Source organism: Caulobacter sp. GW821-FHT11E10, from assembly GCF_058808375.1.
On record NZ_JBXARP010000007.1, the window covers coordinates 130,152 to 151,109 of the forward strand.

25 protein-coding genes and 2 pseudogenes are annotated in these 20,958 nt (G+C 68.3%); 8 read left to right on the plus strand and 19 right to left on the minus strand.

Annotated elements, in window-relative coordinates; all coding sequences use genetic code 11:
• Positions 1 to 3 precede the first annotated feature (3 nt).
• From AC1RRV_RS16060 to AC1RRV_RS16090, 7 genes are all read right to left on the minus strand, one after another.
• Entirely contained in the window at positions 4 to 1,425 is a 1,422-nt protein-coding gene (locus AC1RRV_RS16060; protein WP_492860658.1) for an NAD(P)(+) transhydrogenase (Re/Si-specific) subunit beta, read from the minus strand.
• A gap of 28 nt (positions 1,426 to 1,453) precedes the next feature.
• Positions 1,454 to 1,789, minus strand: a complete 336-nt coding sequence (locus tag AC1RRV_RS16065; RefSeq protein ID WP_476063300.1) for a proton-translocating transhydrogenase family protein — start codon at positions 1,787 to 1,789, stop codon at positions 1,454 to 1,456.
• Between the two features lie 27 nt (positions 1,790 to 1,816).
• A complete protein-coding gene (locus AC1RRV_RS16070) occupies positions 1,817 to 2,959 on the minus strand; it encodes a Re/Si-specific NAD(P)(+) transhydrogenase subunit alpha (protein WP_492860659.1) in 1,143 nt (380 codons plus the stop codon).
• 118 nt (positions 2,960 to 3,077) lie between these two features.
• On the minus strand, positions 3,078 to 3,308 hold the full coding sequence (locus tag AC1RRV_RS16075) for an aa3-type cytochrome c oxidase subunit IV (protein WP_492860660.1): 231 nt from the start codon (positions 3,306 to 3,308) through the stop codon (positions 3,078 to 3,080).
• Between the two features lie 64 nt (positions 3,309 to 3,372).
• Positions 3,373 to 4,308, minus strand: coding sequence for a glycosyltransferase family 9 protein (locus AC1RRV_RS16080; RefSeq protein WP_492860849.1), 936 nt, complete (start codon positions 4,306 to 4,308; stop codon positions 3,373 to 3,375).
• 298 nt (positions 4,309 to 4,606) lie between these two features.
• The gene (locus AC1RRV_RS16085; RefSeq protein WP_492860661.1) at positions 4,607 to 5,530 is read right to left on the minus strand and encodes an alpha/beta fold hydrolase; all 924 of its coding nucleotides are present in this window, start codon (positions 5,528 to 5,530) and stop codon (positions 4,607 to 4,609) included.
• Positions 5,531 to 5,532: 2 nt separating this feature from the next.
• Entirely contained in the window at positions 5,533 to 6,006 is a 474-nt protein-coding gene (locus AC1RRV_RS16090) for a PaaI family thioesterase (RefSeq protein WP_492860662.1), read from the minus strand.
• Positions 6,007 to 6,110: 104 nt separating this feature from the next.
• Here AC1RRV_RS16090 and AC1RRV_RS16095 point away from each other — a divergent pair, with 104 nt between their 5' ends.
• Complete coding sequence (locus tag AC1RRV_RS16095; RefSeq protein WP_492860663.1) at positions 6,111 to 6,623, plus strand: RNA polymerase sigma factor; 513 nt, start codon at positions 6,111 to 6,113, stop codon at positions 6,621 to 6,623.
• A complete protein-coding gene (locus AC1RRV_RS16100) occupies positions 6,607 to 7,209 on the plus strand; it encodes a hypothetical protein (RefSeq protein WP_492860664.1) in 603 nt (200 codons plus the stop codon). Before AC1RRV_RS16095 ends, AC1RRV_RS16100 begins: the two co-directional genes overlap by 17 nt.
• 49 nt (positions 7,210 to 7,258) lie before the next feature.
• On the opposite strand, the gene AC1RRV_RS16105 is transcribed toward AC1RRV_RS16100, so the two are convergent.
• The 3 genes from AC1RRV_RS16105 to AC1RRV_RS16115 are packed head-to-tail and all read right to left on the minus strand — an operon-like array spanning position 7,259 to position 10,793.
• Positions 7,259 to 8,614 carry an ABC1 kinase family protein gene (locus AC1RRV_RS16105; RefSeq protein ID WP_492860665.1) on the minus strand — a complete coding sequence of 452 codons (1,356 nt, stop codon included), beginning with the start codon at positions 8,612 to 8,614 and terminating at the stop codon, positions 7,259 to 7,261.
• Complete coding sequence (locus AC1RRV_RS16110) at positions 8,614 to 8,976, minus strand: nuclear transport factor 2 family protein (RefSeq protein ID WP_492860666.1); 363 nt, start codon at positions 8,974 to 8,976, stop codon at positions 8,614 to 8,616. The genes AC1RRV_RS16105 and AC1RRV_RS16110 overlap by 1 nt, the downstream gene beginning before the upstream one ends.
• Positions 8,977 to 8,990: 14 nt before the next feature.
• Complete coding sequence (locus tag AC1RRV_RS16115; protein WP_492860667.1) at positions 8,991 to 10,793, minus strand: M3 family oligoendopeptidase; 1,803 nt, start codon at positions 10,791 to 10,793, stop codon at positions 8,991 to 8,993.
• A gap of 101 nt (positions 10,794 to 10,894) precedes the next feature.
• Between AC1RRV_RS16115 and AC1RRV_RS16120 the strand changes: the two genes are divergently transcribed.
• On the plus strand, positions 10,895 to 11,347 hold the full coding sequence (locus AC1RRV_RS16120) for an META domain-containing protein (RefSeq protein WP_492860668.1): 453 nt from the start codon (positions 10,895 to 10,897) through the stop codon (positions 11,345 to 11,347).
• Here AC1RRV_RS16120 and AC1RRV_RS16125 read toward each other — a convergent pair.
• Both AC1RRV_RS16125 and AC1RRV_RS16130 read right to left on the minus strand, forming a co-directional pair.
• The gene (locus tag AC1RRV_RS16125; RefSeq protein WP_492860669.1) at positions 11,344 to 11,994 is read right to left on the minus strand and encodes a hypothetical protein; all 651 of its coding nucleotides are present in this window, start codon (positions 11,992 to 11,994) and stop codon (positions 11,344 to 11,346) included. The genes AC1RRV_RS16120 and AC1RRV_RS16125 overlap by 4 nt on opposite strands.
• Positions 11,995 to 12,009: 15 nt before the next feature.
• Positions 12,010 to 12,381 carry an MmcQ/YjbR family DNA-binding protein gene (locus AC1RRV_RS16130; RefSeq protein WP_492860670.1) on the minus strand — a complete coding sequence of 124 codons (372 nt, stop codon included), beginning with the start codon at positions 12,379 to 12,381 and terminating at the stop codon, positions 12,010 to 12,012.
• 150 nt (positions 12,382 to 12,531) lie between these two features.
• Between AC1RRV_RS16130 and AC1RRV_RS16135 the strand changes: the two genes are divergently transcribed.
• Positions 12,532 to 13,998, plus strand: coding sequence for a sigma-54-dependent transcriptional regulator (locus AC1RRV_RS16135; RefSeq protein WP_492860671.1), 1,467 nt, complete (start codon positions 12,532 to 12,534; stop codon positions 13,996 to 13,998).
• The gene (locus tag AC1RRV_RS16140; protein ID WP_492860672.1) at positions 13,998 to 14,096 is read left to right on the plus strand and encodes a hypothetical protein; all 99 of its coding nucleotides are present in this window, start codon (positions 13,998 to 14,000) and stop codon (positions 14,094 to 14,096) included. The genes AC1RRV_RS16135 and AC1RRV_RS16140 overlap by 1 nt, the downstream gene beginning before the upstream one ends.
• A 42-nt stretch (positions 14,097 to 14,138) precedes the next feature.
• Here the strand turns inward: AC1RRV_RS16140 and AC1RRV_RS16145 are convergent, their stop codons facing one another.
• The 6 genes from AC1RRV_RS16145 to ykgO form a co-directional block, all read right to left on the minus strand.
• A complete protein-coding gene (locus AC1RRV_RS16145; RefSeq protein ID WP_492860673.1) occupies positions 14,139 to 14,633 on the minus strand; it encodes a hypothetical protein in 495 nt (164 codons plus the stop codon).
• Positions 14,634 to 14,707: 74 nt separating this feature from the next.
• Positions 14,708 to 15,043, minus strand: coding sequence for a hypothetical protein (locus tag AC1RRV_RS16150; RefSeq protein WP_492860674.1), 336 nt, complete (start codon positions 15,041 to 15,043; stop codon positions 14,708 to 14,710).
• Between the two features lie 48 nt (positions 15,044 to 15,091).
• Positions 15,092 to 15,361 carry a nucleoid-associated protein GapR gene (gapR, locus tag AC1RRV_RS16155; RefSeq protein ID WP_047403559.1) on the minus strand — a complete coding sequence of 90 codons (270 nt, stop codon included), beginning with the start codon at positions 15,359 to 15,361 and terminating at the stop codon, positions 15,092 to 15,094.
• Between the two features lie 75 nt (positions 15,362 to 15,436).
• On the minus strand, positions 15,437 to 16,312 hold the full coding sequence (locus tag AC1RRV_RS16160; RefSeq protein ID WP_492860675.1) for an NAD(P)-dependent oxidoreductase: 876 nt from the start codon (positions 16,310 to 16,312) through the stop codon (positions 15,437 to 15,439).
• A gap of 23 nt (positions 16,313 to 16,335) precedes the next feature.
• Positions 16,336 to 16,953, minus strand: a complete 618-nt coding sequence (locus AC1RRV_RS16165) for an HAD family hydrolase (protein ID WP_492860676.1) — start codon at positions 16,951 to 16,953, stop codon at positions 16,336 to 16,338.
• The gene (gene ykgO, locus AC1RRV_RS16170; RefSeq protein WP_004616427.1) at positions 16,953 to 17,078 is read right to left on the minus strand and encodes a type B 50S ribosomal protein L36; all 126 of its coding nucleotides are present in this window, start codon (positions 17,076 to 17,078) and stop codon (positions 16,953 to 16,955) included. Before ykgO ends, AC1RRV_RS16165 begins: the two co-directional genes overlap by 1 nt.
• 205 nt (positions 17,079 to 17,283) lie before the next feature.
• Between ykgO and AC1RRV_RS16175 the strand changes: the two genes are divergently transcribed.
• Positions 17,284 to 18,585: a lytic murein transglycosylase gene (locus tag AC1RRV_RS16175; protein WP_492860677.1), complete on the plus strand. Its 1,302-nt coding sequence runs from the start codon at positions 17,284 to 17,286 to the stop codon at positions 18,583 to 18,585.
• A 35-nt stretch (positions 18,586 to 18,620) separates the two neighbouring features.
• Positions 18,621 to 18,713, plus strand: a pseudogene (locus AC1RRV_RS16180) (hypothetical protein); the annotation flags it as partial.
• Between the two features lie 17 nt (positions 18,714 to 18,730).
• Here AC1RRV_RS16180 and AC1RRV_RS16185 read toward each other — a convergent pair.
• Positions 18,731 to 19,573 (minus strand): aldose 1-epimerase, encoded by an 843-nt coding sequence (locus AC1RRV_RS16185; protein WP_492860678.1) that lies wholly within the window; start codon positions 19,571 to 19,573, stop codon positions 18,731 to 18,733.
• Between the two features lie 120 nt (positions 19,574 to 19,693).
• On the opposite strand from AC1RRV_RS16185, the pseudogene AC1RRV_RS16190 reads away from it, so the two are divergent.
• Positions 19,694 to 20,925 (plus strand): annotated as a pseudogene (locus AC1RRV_RS16190) (winged helix-turn-helix domain-containing protein).
• Positions 20,926 to 20,958: the final 33 nt, after the last annotated feature.

The window sequence follows — 20,958 nt, forward strand, 5'->3', positions numbered from 1 at the left end:
GCTCTAGAGCCCCTTCACGATACCTTCGACCATCTTCTTGGCGTCGCCGAACAGCATCATGGTGTTGTCGCGGAAGAACAGCTCGTTCTCGACGCCAGCATAGCCCGAGGCCATGCCGCGCTTGATGAAGAGGACCGTGCGGGCCTTTTCGACATCCAGGATCGGCATGCCGTAGATGGCGCTGGTCGGGTCGGTCTTGGCGGCCGGGTTGGTGACGTCGTTGGCGCCGATCACGAAGGCCACGTCGGCCGTCGAGAACTCGCTGTTGATGTCCTCCAACTCGAAGACCTCGTCGTAGGGGACGTTGGCTTCGGCCAGCAGCACGTTCATGTGGCCAGGCATGCGGCCGGCGACGGGGTGGATGGCGTACTTCACCTCCACGCCCTCTTCCTTCAGCTTGTCGCACATCTCGCGAAGGATGTGCTGGGCCTGGGAGACGGCCATGCCGTAGCCGGGGACGATGATAACCTTCGAAGCGTTCTTCATGATGAAGGCCGCGTCGTCGGCCGAGCCTTGCTTGACCGGACGGCTCTCGACCTTGCCGCCGGGGCCGGCGGAAGCCGCTGCATCGGCGCCGAAGCCGCCCAGGATCACCGAGACGAACGAGCGGTTCATGCCCTTGCACATGATGTAGGACAGGATCGCGCCCGACGAACCGACGAGGGCGCCGGTGATGATCAGGGTGGTGTTCTCGAGCGTGAAGCCCAGGGCCGCCGCCGCCCAGCCGGAATAGCTGTTCAGCATCGACACCACGACGGGCATGTCCGCGCCGCCGATCGGGATGATCAGGGTGACGCCGATCAGCAGGCTGAGCGCGAAGATGCCCCAGAAGGCCCACTTGGCGTCGCCGCCGCTGATCACCAGCACCACGACCAAGGCCACGATGGCCGCGGCGATGGCGATGTTCAGCAGGTGGCGGGCCGGCAGCAGGATCGGCGCGCCGCCCATGTTGCCGTTCAGCTTGGCGAAGGCGATGACCGAGCCGGTGAAGGTGACGGCGCCGATGGCCAGACCCAGCGACAGCTCGATCAGGCTGTTGAGGTGGACGGCCCCGTCCTCGCCCACGATGCCGTAGGCGGCGGGCGTATAGATGGCGGCCACGGCCACCAGACAGGCGGCCATGCCGACCAGCGAGTGGAAGGCGGCGACCAGTTGCGGCATCGAGGTCATGGCGACCTTGCGGGCGATGATCGCCCCGACTGCGCCCCCGACGGCGACGCCGCCCAGGATCAGGCCCAGGGTCACCGCGTCCAGCGCGCCCTGGCTCCACAGGGTGGCCAGGGTGGTGCCGACGGCGATGGCCATGCCGATCATGCCGTTGCGGTTACCCGCCTGGCTGGTCACGGGGCTGGAAAGGCCGCGAAGCGCGAGGATGAAGAGCACCCCCGAGACGATGTAGAGAATGGCGGCGAGATTGGCGTTCATTGTTGTGGTTCCCCCTGCTCTCGCTTGCTCACTTCTTCTCTTTTTTCTTGTACATCGCCAGCATTCGCTGGGTGACCAAGAAGCCGCCGAAGATGTTGACCGCCGCGAAGGCCGCGGCGATCGCGCCGGCCCCCTTGGAGATCCAGGTCGAGCCGGCGACGGCGCCGCCGGCCAGGTCGGCATTGGCGCCATGGGCCGCGGCGGCCAGCAGGGCGCCGACGATGATCACCGACGAAATGGCGTTGGTCACGGCCATCAGCGGCGTGTGCAGCGCGGGCGTCACGCTCCAGACGACGTAGTAGCCCACGAAGATGGCGAGCACGAAGATCGCCAGACGGAACACGGTGGGGTCAACGGCTTCCATTAGAGGCCTCCCTTCTCTTGATGTGCGTTAGGCGGTCTTCAGGTTCGGATGGACGATCGCGCCGTCACGCGTGACGACGGCGGCCTGCAGGATCTCGTCCTCGAAGTTGGGGGCGAAGGCGCCCTCCTTCGTCGTGAACAGGGTCGCCAGGGCCACCAGGTTGCGGGCGTAGAGCGCGCTGGCGTCGGTGGCGATGCGGCCGGGCAGGTTGGCGTGGCCGAGGATCTTGGCGCCATTGGCGGTCAAGACCGTCTCGTTCAGCTTCGCGCCCTCGACATTGCCGCCTTGCTCGATGGCCAGGTCGACCAGGATCGAGCCCGCGCGCATCGAAGCCACCTGGGCGGCGCTGACCAGCTTGGGCGCGGGACGCCCCGGGATCAAGGCCGTGGTGATGACGATGTCCTGCTTGGCGATGTGCGAGGAAACCAGTTCGGCCTGCTTGGCCTGGTATTCCTTGGACATCTCCTTGGCGTAGCCGCCGGCGGTCTGGGCGTTCTTGAACTCCTCGTCCTCGACGGCGAGGAACTTGGCGCCCAGCGACTCGACCTGCTCCTTGGTGGCCGGACGCACGTCGGTGGCGGTGACCACCGCGCCGAGGCGGCGAGCGGTGGCGATGGCCTGCAGACCGGCGACGCCGACGCCCATGATGAACACCTTGGCCGCGGCGACGGTGCCGGCGGCGGTCATCATCATCGGCAGGGCCTTGCCGTAGGCCTCGGCGCCTTCGATCACGGCGCGATAGCCGGCGAGGTTGGCCTGGGACGACAGCATGTCCATCACCTGGGCGCGGGTGATGCGCGGGATGAACTCCATGGCGATCGCGGTCGCGCCGGCCTTGGCCAGGGCGTCCAGCGTCTCCTTGTCCTGATACGGATTGAGCGCGGCGGCGACGATGGCGCCCTTCTTGAGGGCCGCGATCTCGGCCGACTCAGGGGCGCGCACCTTGAACAGGACGTCGGCGTCCTTCAGGGCGTCCTTGGCCGTCTTGACGATCTTGGCGCCGGCCGCCTCGTAGTCGGCGTCCGGATAGGACGCGGCCGTCCCCGCCCCCGCCTGGATCACCACCGAGAAGCCGGCCGCGCCGAGCTTCTTGACGGTTTCAGGCGTGGCCGCGACCCGCGTTTCGTTCGCGCGGGTCTCTTTTGTGACGGCAATAACGGCCATCGGCATACCCCTCCCCAGAGCGCTGTTTGCTCATCAGCATGGGGCGCTCTGTAGGGGATAGTCTTGCCTCTTGTCGAGGCTTGACGAGCAGTTCAGGGAAAAAATATGCCGATGTCTACCGGTGTCAGTGAGCGGTAGCGGGCTTGTCGCGCATGAAGAACACACCGCCGACCAGCAGCACGACGGCGGGGATAGCGCTACCAGCGAAGCCGGCCTTGGTGCAGAACAGCAGGGTGATGAACAGCAGCAGGACCGAGACGGCCAGCGAACCCCACTTGGTCATGCCGTTGAACGCGGCGAAGGTCGCCGCTTGTTCCTGAATGTCCATCTCACCGCGTTGATAGTCGCCGGCCATGTGTCGTCCTTGAAAGCAAAGGGAGGATACCGAGCCCGCCCGATACAACGCGGGGCCCTAAGCCTCAAGCGTGCGAATTGTCCCATGCTTCCTTAAGGAACCGGGTGCGCACCGCTTCGACAGCTTGGTCGACGGTGATGTCCGCGATTCGCCCTTCTCCGCCGTCCAGCCGCGTGAGCCAGCGGGAGTAGGCCGGCACGGGCGCGGTGCCCATCAGGCCGACGCACGGCGTGCCGACGGCGGCAGCCACGTTCAGCGGCCCCGAGTCGTTGCCCAGGAAGCCGGCCGAGAGGGCGATCAGGGCCGCCGACTGGTCCAGGGTCAGGTCGCAGGCGACGACATTGTTCGGCAGGTCGCCGATCGCGGCCTTGGCGGCCTCGCCCTCGTGCGGGCCGCCGATCCAGAACACCGTGCCGAACAGGTCCGCGAGGCGGGCGGCGGTTTCGGCGAAGCGTTCGGCCGGCCAGGTGCGGGGCAGCTCGCTGGCGCCGATACCCAGGGCCAACCAGGGACCGGGCTTGTCGGCGTAGCGGGCCTTCACGGCCTCCAGCGCCTTGGGATCCAGCTTCAGGTTCGGCTCGCGGCTGGCGACGACAAGGCCATGGGCCTTCTCGAAGGCCTCCAGCTTGTCGATCCGGTGGGCCGGCCGCATGGACTTGGGCAGGAACGGCCCCGTGGTCAGAAAGCTCTCCTGGCCGTGCCCCAGGCCGAAACCACGTCGCTCGGGCACGCCGGCCAGGGAGGCGGCGATGGCGGGGCGGTCGATCTTCTCCAGAATCCACACCGCGCGCGGCCTCTCAGCGCGGCAGATGCGGTAGAAGTCGATGACCTCGCGGACGCCCCTCAGCTTGTCCTTGTAGTTCGGGGCGTGGAGCACGCGCGCGATCGTCGGCTCCACCGCCAGCACCTCGGCGGCGCGGCTGGCCGGCCGCGCGACCAGCACCACCTTGCCCTCCGGCGTCGTCGCCGCGATCGCCCGGATCGTCGGCAGGTGCCACATCAGGTCGCCGATCCCGCGATCGGGCGTGTAGACGAGGACAGGGCCGGATTCAACGTTCAAGAGGACGGGTCTCCGGCGCGGAAAACCCCTCTCTCTGAGAGAGAGGGAGGGGCCCGCCGCGCAGCGGTGGGAGGGTGAGTGGTTACACCCTCTCAGGGCGAGGCGCGGCGCATTGCGACTGGCTAACCTTGGCGAGCATTCAAGGGAAGGGGCGAAATTCTACCGGCCAGCGGTGAAACCACTCACCCTCCCACCGCCTTCGGCGGCGGGCCCCTCCCTCTCTCTCAGAGAGAGGGATTTAACCCCACCCCGCCAACAACCCGCGCAGCCCCGCCACGAACGCCAACGGCTGGTCGATCATGACGTGGTGGTCGGCGTCAGGAAGCGGCAGCAGCAGCACGTCCCTGGGCATCTGGGCGATCATGTAGTCCAGAGTCTCGGCGTGCATCAGGTTCGAGCGCTCGCCCCACATCAGGGCTGCCGGGCAGGCGATCTGGGTCAGCAGCGAGCCCAGGTCCGGCATCTTGAAGCGCTGCCAGATGGCCGGGTCGAACTTCCAGGTCCAGCCGCCCTCGACCGCCTTCAGTGAGCGCCTCGCGATGAAGTCGGCGATGTAGAGGTTCTCGCACGGCTGCGGCGGGGCGAGGCGGAAGCGGCTCAGGGCGTCCTCAAGGGTCTCGTAGACCCGATTGCCCGGCATGGGACGCGGCGGCGGGCCCTTCCAGCGCTTCTCCGGCGGCTGGATGCTGCTGTCGGCCATGACCACCCCGCGCAGCCGGTCGGCGTGCAGGGCTGCGCAGTAGAGGGTGGGGAAGCCGCCGAACGAGTGGCCGACCAGGATCGGCTTCACGCCGCCGGCTTCCAGCTGGGCCGCGTCGATGGCGGCGAAGATCTCGGCGGCGAAGGTCTCGCCCGAATAGGCCTCGCGCCAGTCGCTGTCGCCCATGCCGGCCCACGAGATCGCCGCCACCCGCCAGTCTTTCGCGAAGAACGGCGCGATGAAGCTCCACCAGTCGGCGTGGGCGCCGTTGCCGTGCAGGAACAGCAGGCCCGGCTTGCCCACCTCGCCCCAGGTCAGCAGCTCGATCCTGGCCCCATCGGCCTCGATCAGCGAGCGTTCGGGTTCTTGCGCGATGGCCGCGTCGAACCAGGCCGGCGCGGGCGGCTTCTCGCCCTTGAACGGCGCCAGAAGCGACGCGGGCTGGGTCTGGTCGTCCGCCATGCTCAGCCCTCGTCTTTGTAGGCCAGCTCGCCGGGGCGCGGCTTGCGGGGGGCCAGGGCCTTGAAGACGCCAGTGCCGGTGATCAGGGTCCGGTCGCCAGCCCAGATGCGGCCGCGCACGGTGAACAGCAGATCCTCGTCGCCGATCAGCTCGCCCTCGCCTTCGACCCAGTCACCCAGCTTGGCGCCCGAGAGGAAGTCGCACATCAGCCGCACCGTGACCCAGCTGTAGGACTTCTGCAGCGAGATGATCCGGCCCCAGGCCATGTCGGCGAAGCTCATCAGCATGCCGCCGTGGCAGTTGCCCAGGCCGTTGGTGTGGTGCTCCTCGACCCGGAAAGCCAGGCGCGCCTGGCCCGGCCCCTCGCTGTGCTCGAACAAGGGGCCGATCTGGCGGCCGAAGCCGCGCGACCAGTTCAGCTGGGAAAAGCCTTCGGGGATCGCGCCAGTCTGGGCGTCTGTCAGATCGTCGGACATGGGATCAGGCTAACGAGCGTTTGAAAGAAACGAAAGCCTTCCGTAAGGACGCCGCCCCGGCCGGCGTCTAACCTTTCGAAACAGGCCAAGAGGCTGGGGAGTGGATGGGCCGCAACCAAGACACGGATGGGGACTTCGCCGCCTGGCTGGCGCCGCATCTGCCGATGCTGCACCGGACGGCCCGCGCCTTCGCCGAGAGCCCGGACCAGCACGATCTCCTGCAGGAGATGACCCTGGCCCTGTGGAAGGCGCGGCCGAGGTTTCGCGACGAAAGCACAGCGGGAACCTTCGTGCACCGCGTGGCCCACAACGCCGCCCTCACCTGGCGGCGCGGCGAGAACCGCCGACGACTGCGGGGCGTGGCGGTCGAGGCCGAGCTTCTCATGCGCGACGCCGGGACCGATCCGCAGGCCGCCCTGCTGGAACGGCTCTACGCGGCGATCCGCCAACTGCCGCCGGTCGAGCGGTCGCTGATCCTGCTGTCGCTGGACGGGGTGGCCTACGCCCAGATCGCCCAGTTGCACGGCCTGTCCGAAACCAATGTCGGGGCGCGCCTGACCCGTATCCGCCAGCGCGTCACCAGCCTCGTGGAGGGTTCCGATGACGGAATTCGATGAACTGCAAGCCGCCTGGCGCTCGCCGGCCAATACGCCGGACGACCGCGCCCAGGCCTATCTGATGGAGGAACTGATGCACGCTCTGAAAGCTCGCCGTCGTGGCGAGATCCTGCTCTTCGCCATTCCGGTCGCCGCCATGACGATCTTCTCGGTCATCGCCGCCCAGGCGGTCGTTTCCGGCCGCATGGACCCGGGCAAGGAGTGGGCCTCGCTGGTCATGATGGGGGTCTGCTGGCTGGCGCTGGCGGCGGTGCTGACCGTGGGAATTCTGATGCGCAACCGGGGAAAATCGGCGGGCTCGCCCGTTCGCGACACGCTCGAGGCCCTGTTGGCCGCCAACCGCCGAGCGCGCGCCAATGTCCGGATCTTCTGGATGATGCTGCCGGTGTTCCTGACCCCGATGTTCGTCGGCGTCGGCCAGCTGAAGGACGTCGGCAAGGCCACCGAGCGCGACGCCTGGCAGATGCTGCTGGTGTTCGGCGTGGCCCTGGCGGCGAGCGTGGGGTGGAACTCGGCGCGCTACTATTGGGTGATGAAGCCCGAGCAGCGGCGGCTGGAGGGCTTGCTGCGAGAATATGAGAACTGAAACCTCGTCATCCCGGGCGGCGAAGCCGACCCGGGATGGACACGGGAAGTTAGAGCCCGACCTTGGCCAGCGCTTCCCTCTGCCGCTCGGCCAGGGCCTCCTCCGAGAACCCCTCCAGCGACGCCTCGAACAGCGCCCGCCAATTGTGCCGCGCGCCCAGATGCAGGAACGCCGCGCCCAGGCCGATCGCCGCGCGGTCCATGAACACGAACTCGCGGGGGATGGTCACCGGCCCCTGGGCCTTCAGCGCCTGGCGCACCTTGAAAGCCTCGCGGCGACCGTACTCGCCGGGTGGGACGTCGTCGGCCACCGTGCGGACCCGGTCGTCCAGCAGCGGGCCATAGATGAAGCGGGCCCAGACGTTGAGGGTGTCGACCAGATCGTCGGTCAGGCCCGTGAAGCCCCAGCTGCGATAGGCCTCGACCTGCTCGGCGCGGTCGTCGTTCGACAAGCCCCGATAGAGCCGCACCACGCCCGCCACGAACTGCGGCGGGAACACGCGGATACAGCCGAAGTCCAGCAGGTTCAGGTGCGCGGCGCCCTCCCCGCCGAAGGTGTAGTTCCCCAGGTGCGGGTCGCCATGGATGATCCCCATGTGGGTCATCGGGCTCCACCAGGCTTCGAACAGCAGGGCGGCGATGCGATCGCGGACCTCTTGCGGCGCGTCATTGAAGGCCATCAGGCCCCGCCCCTCCAGCCAGGTCATCGACAGCAGGCGTCCTGTGGATAGCTCCGGAACGGGCGTCGGGGTGCGGATGTCATCGCGGCCGGCGAAGTAGGTGCCATAGACGGCCATCAGCTTGGCTTCGCGCCCGTAATCCAGCTCCTCGCGCAGCCGGTCGCCGATCTCGATGATGGCCTCGGACGGGTCGAGCGAGCCGTCCATGCGCTTGAAGAGCCCGATCAGGGCGCGCAGCTGGCCAAGGTCGCTTTCGACCGCGCTCTGCATGTCGGGATATTGCAGCTTCACGGCCAGGGCGCGCCCGTCATGGGCCGTGGCGCGGTGCACCTGGCCCAGAGAGGCGGCCGCAGCGGCCTCATGCTCGAAGCTCCCGAACCGGCCCTGCCAGTCCGGCCCCAGCTCGGCGGCCATGCGCCGGCGCACGAACGGCCAGCCCATGGCCGGCGCGTTGGTCTGCAGCTCGGCCAGCTCCTTGGCGAACTCGGGTGGCAGGAGGTCGGGCACCGTGGCGAACATCTGGGCCGCCTTCATCAACGGTCCCTTCAGCCCACCCAACGCCGACTTCAGCGCCTTGGCGTTGCGGGAGTCGGCGTCATCGCCGCCGAACATGCGGTTGGCGCCGTAGGAGACAGCGGCGCCGGACAGGCCCGCGCCGACCTTGGCGAAGCGCGAGAGGCGGCCGGAGAGGCGGTCGCGCTCCGGATCACGCGGATCATCGGCCATCAGGCGAACTGGCCCGGGTCGTAGAAGAACCGCTCGCGGACGATAAAGTCGCCTTCCCAGCGCTGGTGAGCCAGCTCCTCGAAGCGCTTCGTCTGACCGTCCTTGCCGGTCATGTGGAAGACCCAACGGATCACCACCTGCTCGCCGTCGTGGATCACGTCGCCGACCGGCTCGGTCTCCATCCTGGAAAGCCGCGCCAGGGCGGCCCTCTCGTGCTCGACCAGCAGGTCGCGCCCCACGCGCGGCGGGTGATTGTTTTCCTGCATCGTCGCGTGCGGCGCGTAGAAGCGCTCGATCGCCTCGACATGCTCGTTGCGGACCACGGTGGCGATGAAATCGGCCAGGCGTTCCTGGGTGGGCATGTCGCGGTGCTCCGTCAGACGAGGGCTTCGAACTCGTCCACCAGCCGTTCCAGCTGCGCACAGCCGGCGGCCCAGAACGCCTTGTCCCTCGGGTTCAGGCCGAAGGGCTTCAGGGCCTCGACATAGGTGCGCGTACCGCCCGCCGCGAGGAGGTCCTCGTACAGCGGCGCGAATTTCACCGGATCCTCGCGGCGCTTCTCCATCAGGCCGCGCACCAGCAGGTCCCCGAACGCATAGGCGTAGACATAGAACGGCGCGTGGCAGAAGTGGCTGACATAGGCCCAGTAGTGCTCGTAGCCCGCGTTCAGCTTCACGGCCGGGCCCAGGCTCTCGCCCATCACCTCCAGCCATAGGCCGCCGATCTGGTCGGGCGACAGTTCGCCCTCGTGGCGGGCCTCATGGAAGCGGCGCTCGAAGCGGTGGAAGGCGATCTGGCGGACCACGGTGTTGAGGCCGTCCTCGATCTTGCCGGCCAGCAGGCCCTTGCGGTCGGACGGCGTGGCCTCGGCCAGCAGGCGGTCGAAGACCAGGCCTTCGCCGAAGATCGAGGCCGTCTCGGCCAGGGTCAGGGGCGTGTCGGCCAGCAGGGTGCCCAGCGGCTGGCACAGGGTCTGGTGGACGGCGTGGCCCAGCTCGTGCGCCAGGGTCAGCACGTCGCGCCGCTCGCCCATGTAGTTCATGAACACGAACGGGTGGCGGTCGGCTGTGACCGGATGGGCGAAGGCCCCCGACTGCTTGCCCGGACGCGGCCTGGCGTCGATCCACGGACGATCGAAGAACACCCGGGCGGCGGCGGCGAACTTGGGCGCCAGGTCCTGGAAGCTCTCCAGCACCATGCCGCGCGCCTCGTCCCAGGCGTAGGCGCGCGGGGCGGCGGCGGTCAGCGGCGCGTTGCGATCCCAGTAGTCCAGGCTATCGCGGCCCATGACCTTGGCCTTCAGCGCGTAGTAGCGATGCGACAGGCGCGGATAGGCCTCGACCACCGCCTGCTCGAGGGCGTCGACCGCGTCGCCGTCGACCTCGTTGGCCAGGTGGCGCGACTGGGCCGGATGGTCGTAGCGACGCCAGCGATCCTCGACCTGCTTCTCGAAGGCCAGGGTGTTGAGAGCTAGCGCCTGGGTCGAGGCTCGCTCTTCCAGCGCCTTGGCCAAGCCGTCGGCGGCGGCCTTGCGGCGTGCGACGTCGGGGTCGGAGAGGCGGTTGAGGGTCTCCGGCAGGGTTAGGCTCTCGTCGCCGGCCTCGCCCGCCACCTGGGCCGTCAGCTTGGCCAGGGTCTCGTCATAGAGACGCACCCAGTTGGCGACGGCCGGGGCCTTGTCGACGATGAAGCGCTCCAGGTCCGGCGACAGCTCGTGCGGCCGCGACAGGCGCACGCGGCGCAGCCAGGGCGTCCAGCGAGCGGCGTCGGGATGGGCCTTGCAGGCGGCGGCGATCTCGCTGTCTTCCAGCTGGTTCAGCTCGAGCGTGAAGAACAGGCTTTCGGCGGCGATCTGCGAGGAACGAGCCCGCAGGTCGGCCTCGAACTTGGCCCAGGCCGGGTCGTCGCGCGCGACCGAAGCCTCCAAGCCCGCATAGGCGCCGACGCTCCAAAGGCCGTTGGTGGCCTGCTCGTAGAGGCCGATCCCCCTGTCCAGCAGCACGCCCAGGCGCTGCGGCTCCTTGCGGGCCTCCAGGAACATGCCCTCCAGCGAGGCCAGCTCGTCATTGGCGGCCTTGGCGGCGGCGAGGTCGGTCTCGATGCGCGGATCGTCCCGGCCGACATAGAGGTCGGCCAGGTTCCATTCGGGCGGGGCGTCAGGCTTGAAGGGCGCGTTCATGGGCTAGGAGATAGGCCTCGGCGCCGGGATGGCGCAATCGTTTAGCCCGCGTTTAACGCCCCACACGCGATAAGGGCGCGAACACTGAGGAAAGCCCCCTGTTGAGCTTCAGACATCAGAGCTTCAAACTCTGGCGCGACGGACTGGTGATGGTCGCCGTGATCTTCGGCGGCGCGCTGCTGCTTCTGTCGAGCATCGGTTTTGAGACTCGCTGGACGCTGGAGCGCTGGAACGGCGCGGCGGTCACGCCCGATACGCTTCAGGTCCGCTTCGACCATGCACGCGGGACCGGCTTCACGGCAATGGTCGACAGCGCCATGCCCAGGAAGCGCGACCGGGCGTACCTGACAACGGCCTGCGTCCGCTATGAGGCCTACTACGAGCGAAACCTCGGCAAGATCGTGATCGATCCACCGGCCCGGACGCCATGCCCTAACGACCAAGCCCTGCTGGAGACCTTCGTCCACGCCGCCCGCTACAAGCTAGGCGACGGCCAGTTGACCCTGACCACACCGGACGGCCAGAGCCTGGTTTTCCGCAGGATGGGTCTCTAGGCGGCCTTCTTCACATGCGGCTCGGCCATCCACGCCGCCACGCAGGTGACCAGGTAGGCCACCAACGCCATGCCGCCCATCGCCAACGGCTGCCCACTGAGCGGCGACAGCATCGGCACCACCTGCAGGAACAGCAGGAAGGCCAGGAACGCCGGCGCGGCCTTCCAGTCACGCCCTTCCTTGGCCCGCCGCCAGCCCCAGGCCGCGGCCGCCATGGCCAACAGGCCCATCTCCAGCGCCTGCTCGGGGAGCGGATAGTTCCAGAGGCCCAGCCCGACCTTGGGCTCGCCCCACAGCAGGGGCAGGTCTGGCCGATGGACCAGGAAATCGAGGACCCAGTGCGAGAACACCGCCAGGCCGATGAACACCCCGGCCCGGCGCGGCAGCTTCAGCCAACCCATCAGCCCCGCCCCCACGACGACCGACCACAGCACGGCGGCCGGCAGGCTATGGGTGTAGGGCATGTGGCTGAGCACCAGGGGGCTGCCCGGCAGGCTGTGATCGACGCTGGCCTTCTCGACGCCAACGATGATCAGGCCGCTCCAGGCGATGTCCACGGCCTGGCAGGCCAGGACGTAGGTCCACAGGGGCGCGCGCGGTTCGACAGCCCGAGCGGCCAGCGCGGCCGCGTAGTGTCCGACGAACATGACGTCCCTCCCGGTTCAGACCTCGTATTTCTTGGCGATGTTTTTCGGCGCCACAAGCTTCCAGGCCTGTTTCAGCAATCCAGCCAGCTCGTCCGCGTCGATTTCCGAGAGTCGGACCAGCACCGCCGGATAGCCGCGATAGTGATCGTCGGTGAAAAACCGGTCGGGCGCGGCTTCGAGCAGCATCTCCTTGGCCTCCATCGTACAGCGGATGGCGACGACGCCCGGCACCAGGACCCGCTTGGCCTTGGGCGCGGGTCGGGCGAAGTAGGCCCAGGCGAGACCCTTGCCGCCGACCTCGAAGGCGAACTGCCCGCTGTCGCTGACCCCGGCGACCACTTCCGGCAGGGCCGTGGCCAACGCTTGCAGCTGCTTGTCGTCGATCACACCCGCGCTCCCCATAAGACACTGTTAACTATAACACTTAAGGTTCACGACACGTCTCCGAAAGCCGGTGTTTACCCGAGGGCTGTATCACTCTGAACCAACAAGAGCCTTGCTCCACGTGGGCATGGCCGGTTCTGGTGGATGTGCTCAATGACCAAAACGGTCCTAGTCGTCGATGACGACCCGACACAACGTCGGTTGATCCAGGCAGTGCTCGAGCGTGACGGCTTCGCCGTGGCGCACGCTGAAGGCGGTGACACCGCCATCGCGCACCTGACCTCCGGCGCGCCCGCCGACGTGATTTTGCTCGACCTCGTCATGCCCGGCATGAACGGCCACGAGACCCTGACGGAGCTGCGCGCCCGCGGCTTTACCCAGCCGGTGATCGTGCTGACCGCCAGCGGCGGCGTCGACACCGTGGTCAAGGCCATGCAGGCCGGCGCCAGCGACTTCTTCATCAAGCCGGCTTCCCCCGAGCGGATCACCGTGTCGATCCGCAACGCCCTGTCGATGGGCGACCTGAAGGGCGAGGTCGAGCGCCTGACCAAGCGCGCGGTCGGCAAGACCACCTTCGCGGACCTGATCGGCACGTCGCCGGTCATGACCATGGTCAAGCGCATGGGCGAGCGGGCGGCCAAGAGCTCGATCCCCGTCCTGATCACCGGCGAAAGCGGCGTCGGCAAGGAGCTGATCGCCCGCGCCGTGCACGGCTCGTCCGACCGCTCGGGCAAGCCGTTCGTGGCCGTCAACTGCGGCGCCATCCCCGAGAACCTCGTGGAGTCGATCCTGTTCGGCCACGAGAAGGGCTCGTTCACCGGCGCTTCCGACAAGCACCTCGGCAAGTTCAAGGAAGCCGACGGGGGCACCCTGTTCCTCGACGAGGTCGGCGAGCTGCCGCTGGACGTTCAGGTCAAGCTGCTGCGCGCGCTGCAAGAGGGCGAGATCGATCCGATCGGCTCCAAGCGCTCGATCAAGGTCGATGTCCGCATCGTTTCGGCGACCAATCGCGACCTGCAGCAGGCCGTCGCGGCCGGCCGCTTCCGCGAGGATCTCTATTACCGCCTGAACGTCTTCCCGGTCGAAGCCCCGTCGCTGCGCGAGCGCCGCGAGGACATCCCGGCCCTGGTCGAGGCGTTCATCCGTCGCTTCAACGTGGAAGAAGGCAAGCGCGTCATCGGCGCCGCGCCCGAGACCCTGCAGCTGCTGACCGCGTTCGACTGGCCCGGCAATGTCCGCCAGCTGGAGAACACGATCTATCGCGCCATCGTCCTGGCCGACGCGCCCTATCTGCAGCCGTACGACTTCCCGGCCATCTCGGGCCTGGCCGCGCCGATCGAGGCCGTCTCGATCGCGCCGTCGCCGCCGCCCGCCGCCATGCTGCAGGCCGCGCACGCCGCCATGTCGGCCGCGACGACCGAGGCGCCCGTGCGCATCCTCGACGACCGCGGTCACCTGCGGACGCTGGAGGACATCGAGCGCGACCTTATTCAGCACGCCATCGACGTCTATGCCGGCCACATGAGCGAAGTCGCCCGCCGTCTCGGCATCGGCCGCTCGACCCTCTATCGCAAGGTTCGCGAGCAGGGCATCGAGGTCGACATGAAGGAGGCCGGCTGATGGCTTTGATGATCTTCCGCCCGGTCTCGCGCGAGCAACGCCTGAAGGCCCTGCTCAAGCCGGTCCGCCCGTCCACGGCCAAGCCGGCCCCGGTCTAGGCTCCGAGTCTAGGCTCCGAACCGAACGATCCTGAAGCTGGCTCAGACCTCGGTCTGGGCCAGTTTCTTTTCGCGCCAGGCCACGATCAGGGCGATCGGCAGGCCGACCATCACGACGTGGGCGAACACGCCGTTGATGAACACCGGCAGCCTGAACGGCCCGCCGTGGCTGGCGTTCGACAGCGGCAGCACGACGTAGTTCATCACCGCATAGGTCGCCAGGCCGTAGCCGACGCCCATCAGCACCGGCCGCCTGTTCAGGATCGGCAGGCGCAGGCTGGCCAGGGCGTAGACCGCCACCATCACCGCCATGATTCCGAAATGCAGAAGAAGGCCCAGGGCCGCCGTCTGGGCGCCGCCCTTGAACGCCGCCTTGCCCAGCAGGCCGCTGGCGACCGACTGGAAGATGCGCTCGGGCGAGACCCCCTTGGTCACGGCCCAGTAGACGCAGGCGTCGGTGATATCCAGAGTCCCCGCCACCAGCGTGGCCAGAAGGACGGTCAGCGCGAGCCCGCGGTAGGATTTGGCGGCTTCCATGTATTTGCTCCCCATGCGTCGAGGGAGTTAACCGCAGAACCACGTTCGCGGCGTCAGGCTTCGTCGCGCCGGAATCAGCCTTCGTCGCTTTCCGGCTCGGCTTGAGGGCGTTCGCGTCGGCCAAAGCCCTTGCCGCGCTTCATCGGCTTGGACTCGCCTTTCGCCTTGCGGACGATTTCCTTGAGCTTGATGGCCTGGTTGCCCGACAGGGCCTGGCCGCGCGCGCCCTTTTCTGGATCGGCGAAGGCGCGGCCGTAGGTCTCGACGCGCTGGGAGACGCTGGTCAGGAACTCGCCCTCCCAATCGGAGAGCTCGACGCCCGACTTCTCAGCCGCGCGGCGGGCGCGCTTCAAGGCATTCAGCGCGGCCCGCTTGGCTTGTTCCTTGGGATCGGGCGGCTTGGCGCGCATCGCGGAGGACTATCTCCGACCGCGCGCCACCGCGCACCTAGGAAAAACTTAGATCTCGCCGATGGCCGACAGATACAGGTCCAGGATCGCGTCCTCTTCCTGGCGCTTGGCGCGGTCCTGCTTGCGGATGCGGACCACCTTCTTGAGGATCTTCACGTCGAAGCCGTTGCCCTTGGCCTCGGCGTAGACTTCCTTCATCTGCTCCATGATCTCGGTCTTCTCGACCTCGAGGCGCTCGACGCGGTCGATGATCGACTTCAGCTGACCCTGGGCGGTCGAGTTCAGAACGTCTGCGTGGGGAGTGGCGTCGTCGGCCATGCGGGAAGTCTCGCGAGAGGCTGGAATTGGGAGGCGCGGAACCTAGTTCGAAGCCGCGCCCCTGGGAAGCGCGATTCAGCGACCTTCCACACGTCCTCTCGCAATCTCAGCCAGGGCCGCCAGGTCGAGGTCCTTCTCCTCACCGCCGAGCAGCGATTCCAGGCTCGCCTCGGCCAGATCGGCCAGCGGCATGGAAAGCCCCTTGGCCTCGGCGGCGTCCAGCACCAGGCGCACGTCCTTCAGGCCCAGCTCCGCCGCGAAGCCCGGCGGGCTGTAGCGGCGCTCGGCGATCATGCCGCCATAGATCTTGTAGATCGGCGCGGCGAACAGGGTGCTCGACAGCATGTCCAGAAGCTCGGGCGCCTCGACGCCATAGGCCTCGCCCAGCGCAACGGCCTCGCCCATGGATTCGATGGCCGCGACGATCATGAAGTTGCCGGCCAGCTTCAGGGCGTTGGCGCGGACCGGATCCTGGCCCAGCGGCCAGACCTTGGCGGCCAGCATCTCCAGCACCGGCATGGCGCTCGCCACGGCCTCGGGCGCGCCGGCGGCCAGGACGTTCAAGCCCCCGGCCTGGGCGACAGGCGGCCGGCCGAACACCGGCGAGGCGACATAGCCGAGGCCGAGCTCGGCATGCAGGGCCGCGAGCTCCCCCGCCAGGGCGGTCGAGATGGTGGCGAGGTTGACGTGGACCAGGCCCTTGCGCGCGCGGTTCAGGACACCGCTGTCGACCAGCACCTCGCGCATGGCCTGATCGTGGGCCAGCATGGTCAGGACAATGTCGGCGGCGAAGACCTCGTCGACGGTCGCGGCCGGTGTCGCGCCCTCGGCGGCCAGGGTGTCGACGATGGCGCGCGAGCGGTTCCAGACCGTCACCTTCACGCCCTTGCCCAGGAGATTGCGGACCATGGCCGCGCCCATGGCCCCCAGGCCGACGAAACCGACGTTCATGCGGGATCTCCCAGGTTCAGGGACTAGAGCAGGCCGTGCCGCTCGACGGCGGCGCGCAGCTGCGCCGGATCGGTGAAGTGGTGGGTGTGGAAGCCCATGTCCATGGCGGCTTGGATGTTCTTGGCGCTGTCGTCGATGAACAGCAGGTCCGCGGCAGCCAGCCCCGTGCGCTCCAGCACGATCTCGTAGATGCGGCGGTCAGGCTTGATCACGCCCTCGTCGCCCGAGACGATCGCATCGCGGAAGACGCCGAAGTGCGCGGGCGACAGGGCCTGGACGGCAGGCCATTTGCTCTGGGGCATGTTCGTGAGTGCGAACTGGGGTGTGTCGGCGGCGGCCAGGGCCTCGATCACCGCGACGGTCTCGGGAATCGGGCCCGACAGCATTTCCGGGAAACGCTCGTCCCAGGCGCGGATCTGGTCGGCATGCTCGGGAAAACGCGCGATCAGCGGCGCGGCGTTCTCGGCGAAGCCGACACCCCGGTCATGGGCGACGTGCCAATCCAGGGTGCAGACATGCGAAAGGAACCGGTCGAGGTCGGCCGGTTCCTTGAAGATCTTCGCATACAGTGCGCGGGGATCCCAGCGCACGATGACGTTGCCGACATCCCAGAGAACGGCTCTGGGACGCGTCAGCGTCATTAGCCTTGCTTGGCTTTGAAGCGCGGGTCGGTCTTGTTGATGATGTAGATGACGCCCTTACGACGAACCATCTTGCAGTCGCGGTGGCGACCCTTCAGCGACTTCAGCGAGCTACGAACCTTCATGACCGTCTCTGTACTTCAGCGGAGAGGTCCGGGCACGCAAAAGGCGGCCGGAACATCCGGGGTGTTTCGGAGGCGGTGCGTATAAGCAGCATGCCGCTCGGAGTCAATGCGCTCAAAGGCTTTTCGGCCGACGCGAGGGGGAACTTAGCCGGTCTGGCGCGCTTGTGATTGAAGCATTCACTCGAACCCCGGTAGCTTCCTGCGCATGGCAATCGATCGTCGCGTCTTTCTCGTTCTCCTGCTCGCCGGCTGCGCGGACACCTCTCCGCAAGGACCGCTGACCGCCGTCAGCCCGCCCCCGCCGCCCGCGGCCAGGCCCCAGGCGCCCGCCGCGCCGGCTCCGACGCCGAACACGCCGGTGCCCAATGGCGAGCTGGCCTTCGACACCTGGCTGCAGGATTTCCGCGTTCGCGCCTTGGCCGCCGGCCTGTCGCCGCAGTTGCTGGACCGCGAGCTGGCGGGCGTCACGCCCAATCCCACGGTCATCAGCCTGGACAGCCGCCAGCCGGAATTCTCCAAGCCGGTCGGCGCCTATATCAACGGGGTGATCGGCGACGACCGCATCGCCATCGGCCGCGCCAAGCGCGAGCAGCTGGCCTATCTGCCGACCATCGAAGCGCGCTACGGCGTGCCGCGCGACATTCTATTGGCCGTCTGGGCCATGGAATCGGCCTTCGGCAAGCTGCAGGGCAATTTCGACGTCGTCCGCTCGATGGTCAGCCTGGCCGCCGACGGTCGCCGTCGCGCCTGGGCCGAGGGCGAGCTGATCGCCGCGCTCAAGATCATCGATTCGGGCGAGGTGACGCGGGAGCAGCTGCGCGGCTCGTGGGCCGGGGCCATGGGCCAGACCCAGTTCATCCCCTCCAGCTACCGGGCCACGGCCGTCGATTTCGACGGCGACGGCAAGCGCGACATCTGGGGTTCGGATTCCGACTCGCTGGCCTCGGCGGCCAACCTGCTGGCCCGGGGCGGCTGGAAGCCGGGCGTGGGCTGGGCCAAGGAAGTGATCCTGCCGGCCGGCTTCGACTATTCGGTCACCGAAGGCCCGCGCGAGATTCCGGCCTGGTGGGAAGCCAAGGGCGTGCGCCGCGCCGACGGCCTGCCCTGGACCGCCGCCGACGCCGCCTCGCCGGCCATGCTGATCCTGCCGGCGGGCGCGACCGGCCCGGCCTTCCTGGCCCTGCCCAATCACTTCGCGATCCGGACCTATAACAACTCGACCTCCTACGCCCTGGGCATCGGCCTGCTGGCCGACCGCTTCGCCGGCGGCGGTCCGCTGGTCACGCCGTGGCCGGTCGAGACGCCGCTGTCGCTGTCGGACCGCATGGCCGCCCAGATCGCCCTGGCCCGTGTCGGCTTCAGTCCCGGCCCGGCCGATGGCGTCATCGGCGCCGGCACCCGCAAGGCCCTGCGCGCCTGGCAGCAGAGCCAGCAGCTGCCGGCGGACGGCTATCTCTCGAACGACATGGTCGCGCGGTTGAAGACCCAGGCGGGGATTACGCCGTAGAGAGAAACTCCCTCTCCCAGAGGGAGAGGGTTGGGGTGAGGGGTTACAGCGCCCGACGAAGTGCCGGCACGCCGTCAGCCCTCGTAACCACTCACCCTCCCACCGCTTCGCGGCGGGCCCCTCCCTCTCTCTGAGAGAGAGGGACTCAGGCGCGGATTTCCATCCACACGCTGCGGCTCTCACCAGGCTGCAGCGTCACCATCCCCGTCTCTCCCGCCCCGAACGGGTTGGGTCGGCTGGCGCAGGGCTCCACGCACAGATAGCCCTCGCCCGGCGGCACATAGATGTGCAGCCAGCGACACTCGGGAGACGCGGTGATCACGGTGTCCGCTTGGCCCGGCGCGCTCAGCACCGCGCGCTGGTCCCACCCGGTATAGCAGTGGTCGATCAGGTCGTGGCCCGCCACACCCGCGCCGGCCGCCCAGTCGGGTCCCCAGACGCCAGGGTGGTGCTCGGTCGCCAAGGCGTTGGCGTCGATCATCCAGACCCCGTCATTGGCGGCGGCCAGGGCCTCGCCTTCGCGCACGGGGAAATAGGGGTGGAAGCCCAGCCCGGCCGGCATCGGCGCGCCACCGGTATTGGTCACGGTCAGCTCGAGGCGGAAGCCCGTCTCGCTCAGCACAAAGCGCTGCTCGGCGCGATAGGCCCACGGCCAGTCGCCGGGCGTGTGGTCATAGGAGAGCACCGCCTCGTCGCCTCCGGCCTTCTCCACCGTCCAGGCGGCGCGCCAGCCCTGGCCGTGCAGGGCGTGCGGGTGGTCGCCCAGGTTCGGCGGCAAGACGACCTCGCGACCTTCGAAGGTGAAGCGGCCATCGGGAATGCGATTGCAGAACGGAACCAACGGAAAGCTCGCCGTCAGCAGGGCGTCGGTCGCGCCCTCCGCCATGGGGCGCAGCACGTCGCGGCCGGCGAGCGTGAAGGCGGCGATCGCGCCGCCGACGTCCGGCGCCAGCACCAGGCGGGCCGGGCCCTTTTCGATGACGGTCATGCGGTGCGGCTCCGAGAGACTTGGCGGCGCATCGGTAGGATCATTCGACGCCGAGGCCAAGTCCGATGGTAGCGGTCTCACGACCTTGCGCCCTCTTCCGACGCAAGCTCAACTACGGCCATGACCGAAACCCTCTCCGCCAAGGAAGCGCGGCGCATCGCGCTGGCGGCGCAGGGCTTCGGACGCCCGCGACCGACCGCGCCCGGCAAGCGCCACCTGCTGTCGACGATCGAGGCCCTGGGTGTGGTGCAGATCGACTCGGTCAATGTCGTGTCGCGCTCGCACTACCTGCCGTTCTTCTCGCGCCTCGGGCCCTATGACCGCACGGTCCTGGAGGACCTGGCCTGGGGCAGGAAGCCGGCGCTGGCCGAATACTGGGCCCATGAGGCGTCGCTGACGCCGCTCTCCACCCACCCGCTGCTGCGCTGGCGGATGCAGGATGCGCTCGACGGCGTCGGAGTCTGGAAGAATGTCGCCGGCTTCCTGCGCAGCCATGCCGACTTCATCCAGAAGGCCCTCGACACCGTCGCCGAGCGCGGCCCGCTGGCGGCCTCGGAGCTGGAACTGGGCGCCAAGGGCCAAGGCGGCTGGTGGGGCTGGAGCGAGGGCAAGCGGGCCATGGAGTGCCTGTTCTGGACCGGCCGCCTGACCACCGCCACGCGGCGGGGCAGCTTCGAGCGGGTCTATGGCCTGCCCGAACGGGTCCTGCCCAAGGCGATCTTCGAGACCCCGACCCCGGACCGCGCCAAGGCCTGCCGGGAATTGCTGAAGATCTCCGCCCGCGCCATGGGCGTGGCCACCGAGCGGGACCTCCGCGACTATTTCCGCCTCTCCCTGAGCGACGCCCGCGACGGCGTCGCCGCGCTGGTCGAGGCCGGGACTCTGATCAAGGTCGCGGTGAAGGGCTGGGACCAGCCGGCCTATCTGCACCCCGAGGCCCGCCGCCCGAGGTCGATCAAGGCCAGCGCCCTACTCTCGCCGTTCGACAACCTGATCTGGTTCCGCGAGCGCACCGAGCGGATGTTCGGCGTGCGCGTGCGGCTGGAGATCTACACCCCCGCCCACAAGCGCACCCACGGCTACTATGTGCTGCCCTTCCTGCAGGACGAGGCGATCACCGCCCGGGTCGACCTGAAGGCCGATCGCAAGGCCGGCAAGCTGCTGGTCCTGGCCGCCCACGCCGAACCCGACGCCAACGCCCGGACGCCGACCGCCCTCGCCGGGGAACTGGCGCTGATGGCCACGTGGCTGGGCCTCTCCGGTGTCGAGGTCCGCCCCGTCGGCGACCTTGCCCCCGCCTTGGGTGCGATCGTCCGCGCCACCGCCTGAATGGTGGCTCGACCGGACTGTAAAGCTTTGTAAAAATGCCGCCTGAAGTCGAGCAG

What these genes read in the sequence shown, in the direction of transcription:
- AC1RRV_RS16075 (WP_492860660.1), bottom strand. Translation starts at nt 3,308, where the DNA reads ATGGCCGGCGACTATCAACGCGGTGAGATGGACATTCAGGAACAAGCG.
- AC1RRV_RS16095 (WP_492860663.1), top strand. Translation starts at nt 6,111, where the DNA reads ATGGGCCGCAACCAAGACACGGATGGGGACTTCGCCGCCTGGCTGGCG.
- AC1RRV_RS16080 (WP_492860849.1), bottom strand. Translation starts at nt 4,308, where the DNA reads ATGTGGCACCTGCCGACGATCCGGGCGATCGCGGCGACGACGCCGGAG.
- AC1RRV_RS16110 (WP_492860666.1), bottom strand. Translation starts at nt 8,976, where the DNA reads ATGCCCACCCAGGAACGCCTGGCCGATTTCATCGCCACCGTGGTCCGC.
- ykgO (WP_004616427.1), bottom strand. Translation starts at nt 17,078, where the DNA reads ATGAAGGTTCGTAGCTCGCTGAAGTCGCTGAAGGGTCGCCACCGCGAC.
- AC1RRV_RS16105 (WP_492860665.1), bottom strand. Translation starts at nt 8,614, where the DNA reads ATGGCCGATGATCCGCGTGATCCGGAGCGCGACCGCCTCTCCGGCCGC.
- AC1RRV_RS16165 (WP_492860676.1), bottom strand. Translation starts at nt 16,953, where the DNA reads ATGACGCTGACGCGTCCCAGAGCCGTTCTCTGGGATGTCGGCAACGTC.
- AC1RRV_RS16185 (WP_492860678.1), bottom strand. Translation starts at nt 19,573, where the DNA reads ATGACCGTCATCGAAAAGGGCCCGGCCCGCCTGGTGCTGGCGCCGGAC.
- AC1RRV_RS16125 (WP_492860669.1), bottom strand. Translation starts at nt 11,994, where the DNA reads ATGTTCGTCGGACACTACGCGGCCGCGCTGGCCGCTCGGGCTGTCGAA.
- AC1RRV_RS16065 (WP_476063300.1), bottom strand. Translation starts at nt 1,789, where the DNA reads ATGGAAGCCGTTGACCCCACCGTGTTCCGTCTGGCGATCTTCGTGCTC.
- gapR (WP_047403559.1), bottom strand. Translation starts at nt 15,361, where the DNA reads ATGGCCGACGACGCCACTCCCCACGCAGACGTTCTGAACTCGACCGCC.
- AC1RRV_RS16135 (WP_492860671.1), top strand. Translation starts at nt 12,532, where the DNA reads ATGACCAAAACGGTCCTAGTCGTCGATGACGACCCGACACAACGTCGG.
- AC1RRV_RS16115 (WP_492860667.1), bottom strand. Translation starts at nt 10,793, where the DNA reads ATGAACGCGCCCTTCAAGCCTGACGCCCCGCCCGAATGGAACCTGGCC.
- AC1RRV_RS16060 (WP_492860658.1), bottom strand. Translation starts at nt 1,425, where the DNA reads ATGAACGCCAATCTCGCCGCCATTCTCTACATCGTCTCGGGGGTGCTC.
- AC1RRV_RS16085 (WP_492860661.1), bottom strand. Translation starts at nt 5,530, where the DNA reads ATGGCGGACGACCAGACCCAGCCCGCGTCGCTTCTGGCGCCGTTCAAG.
- AC1RRV_RS16175 (WP_492860677.1), top strand. Translation starts at nt 17,284, where the DNA reads ATGGCAATCGATCGTCGCGTCTTTCTCGTTCTCCTGCTCGCCGGCTGC.
- AC1RRV_RS16150 (WP_492860674.1), bottom strand. Translation starts at nt 15,043, where the DNA reads ATGCGCGCCAAGCCGCCCGATCCCAAGGAACAAGCCAAGCGGGCCGCG.
- AC1RRV_RS16090 (WP_492860662.1), bottom strand. Translation starts at nt 6,006, where the DNA reads ATGTCCGACGATCTGACAGACGCCCAGACTGGCGCGATCCCCGAAGGC.
- AC1RRV_RS16140 (WP_492860672.1), top strand. Translation starts at nt 13,998, where the DNA reads ATGGCTTTGATGATCTTCCGCCCGGTCTCGCGCGAGCAACGCCTGAAG.
- AC1RRV_RS16160 (WP_492860675.1), bottom strand. Translation starts at nt 16,312, where the DNA reads ATGAACGTCGGTTTCGTCGGCCTGGGGGCCATGGGCGCGGCCATGGTC.
- AC1RRV_RS16070 (WP_492860659.1), bottom strand. Translation starts at nt 2,959, where the DNA reads ATGCCGATGGCCGTTATTGCCGTCACAAAAGAGACCCGCGCGAACGAA.
- AC1RRV_RS16145 (WP_492860673.1), bottom strand. Translation starts at nt 14,633, where the DNA reads ATGGAAGCCGCCAAATCCTACCGCGGGCTCGCGCTGACCGTCCTTCTG.
- AC1RRV_RS16100 (WP_492860664.1), top strand. Translation starts at nt 6,607, where the DNA reads ATGACGGAATTCGATGAACTGCAAGCCGCCTGGCGCTCGCCGGCCAAT.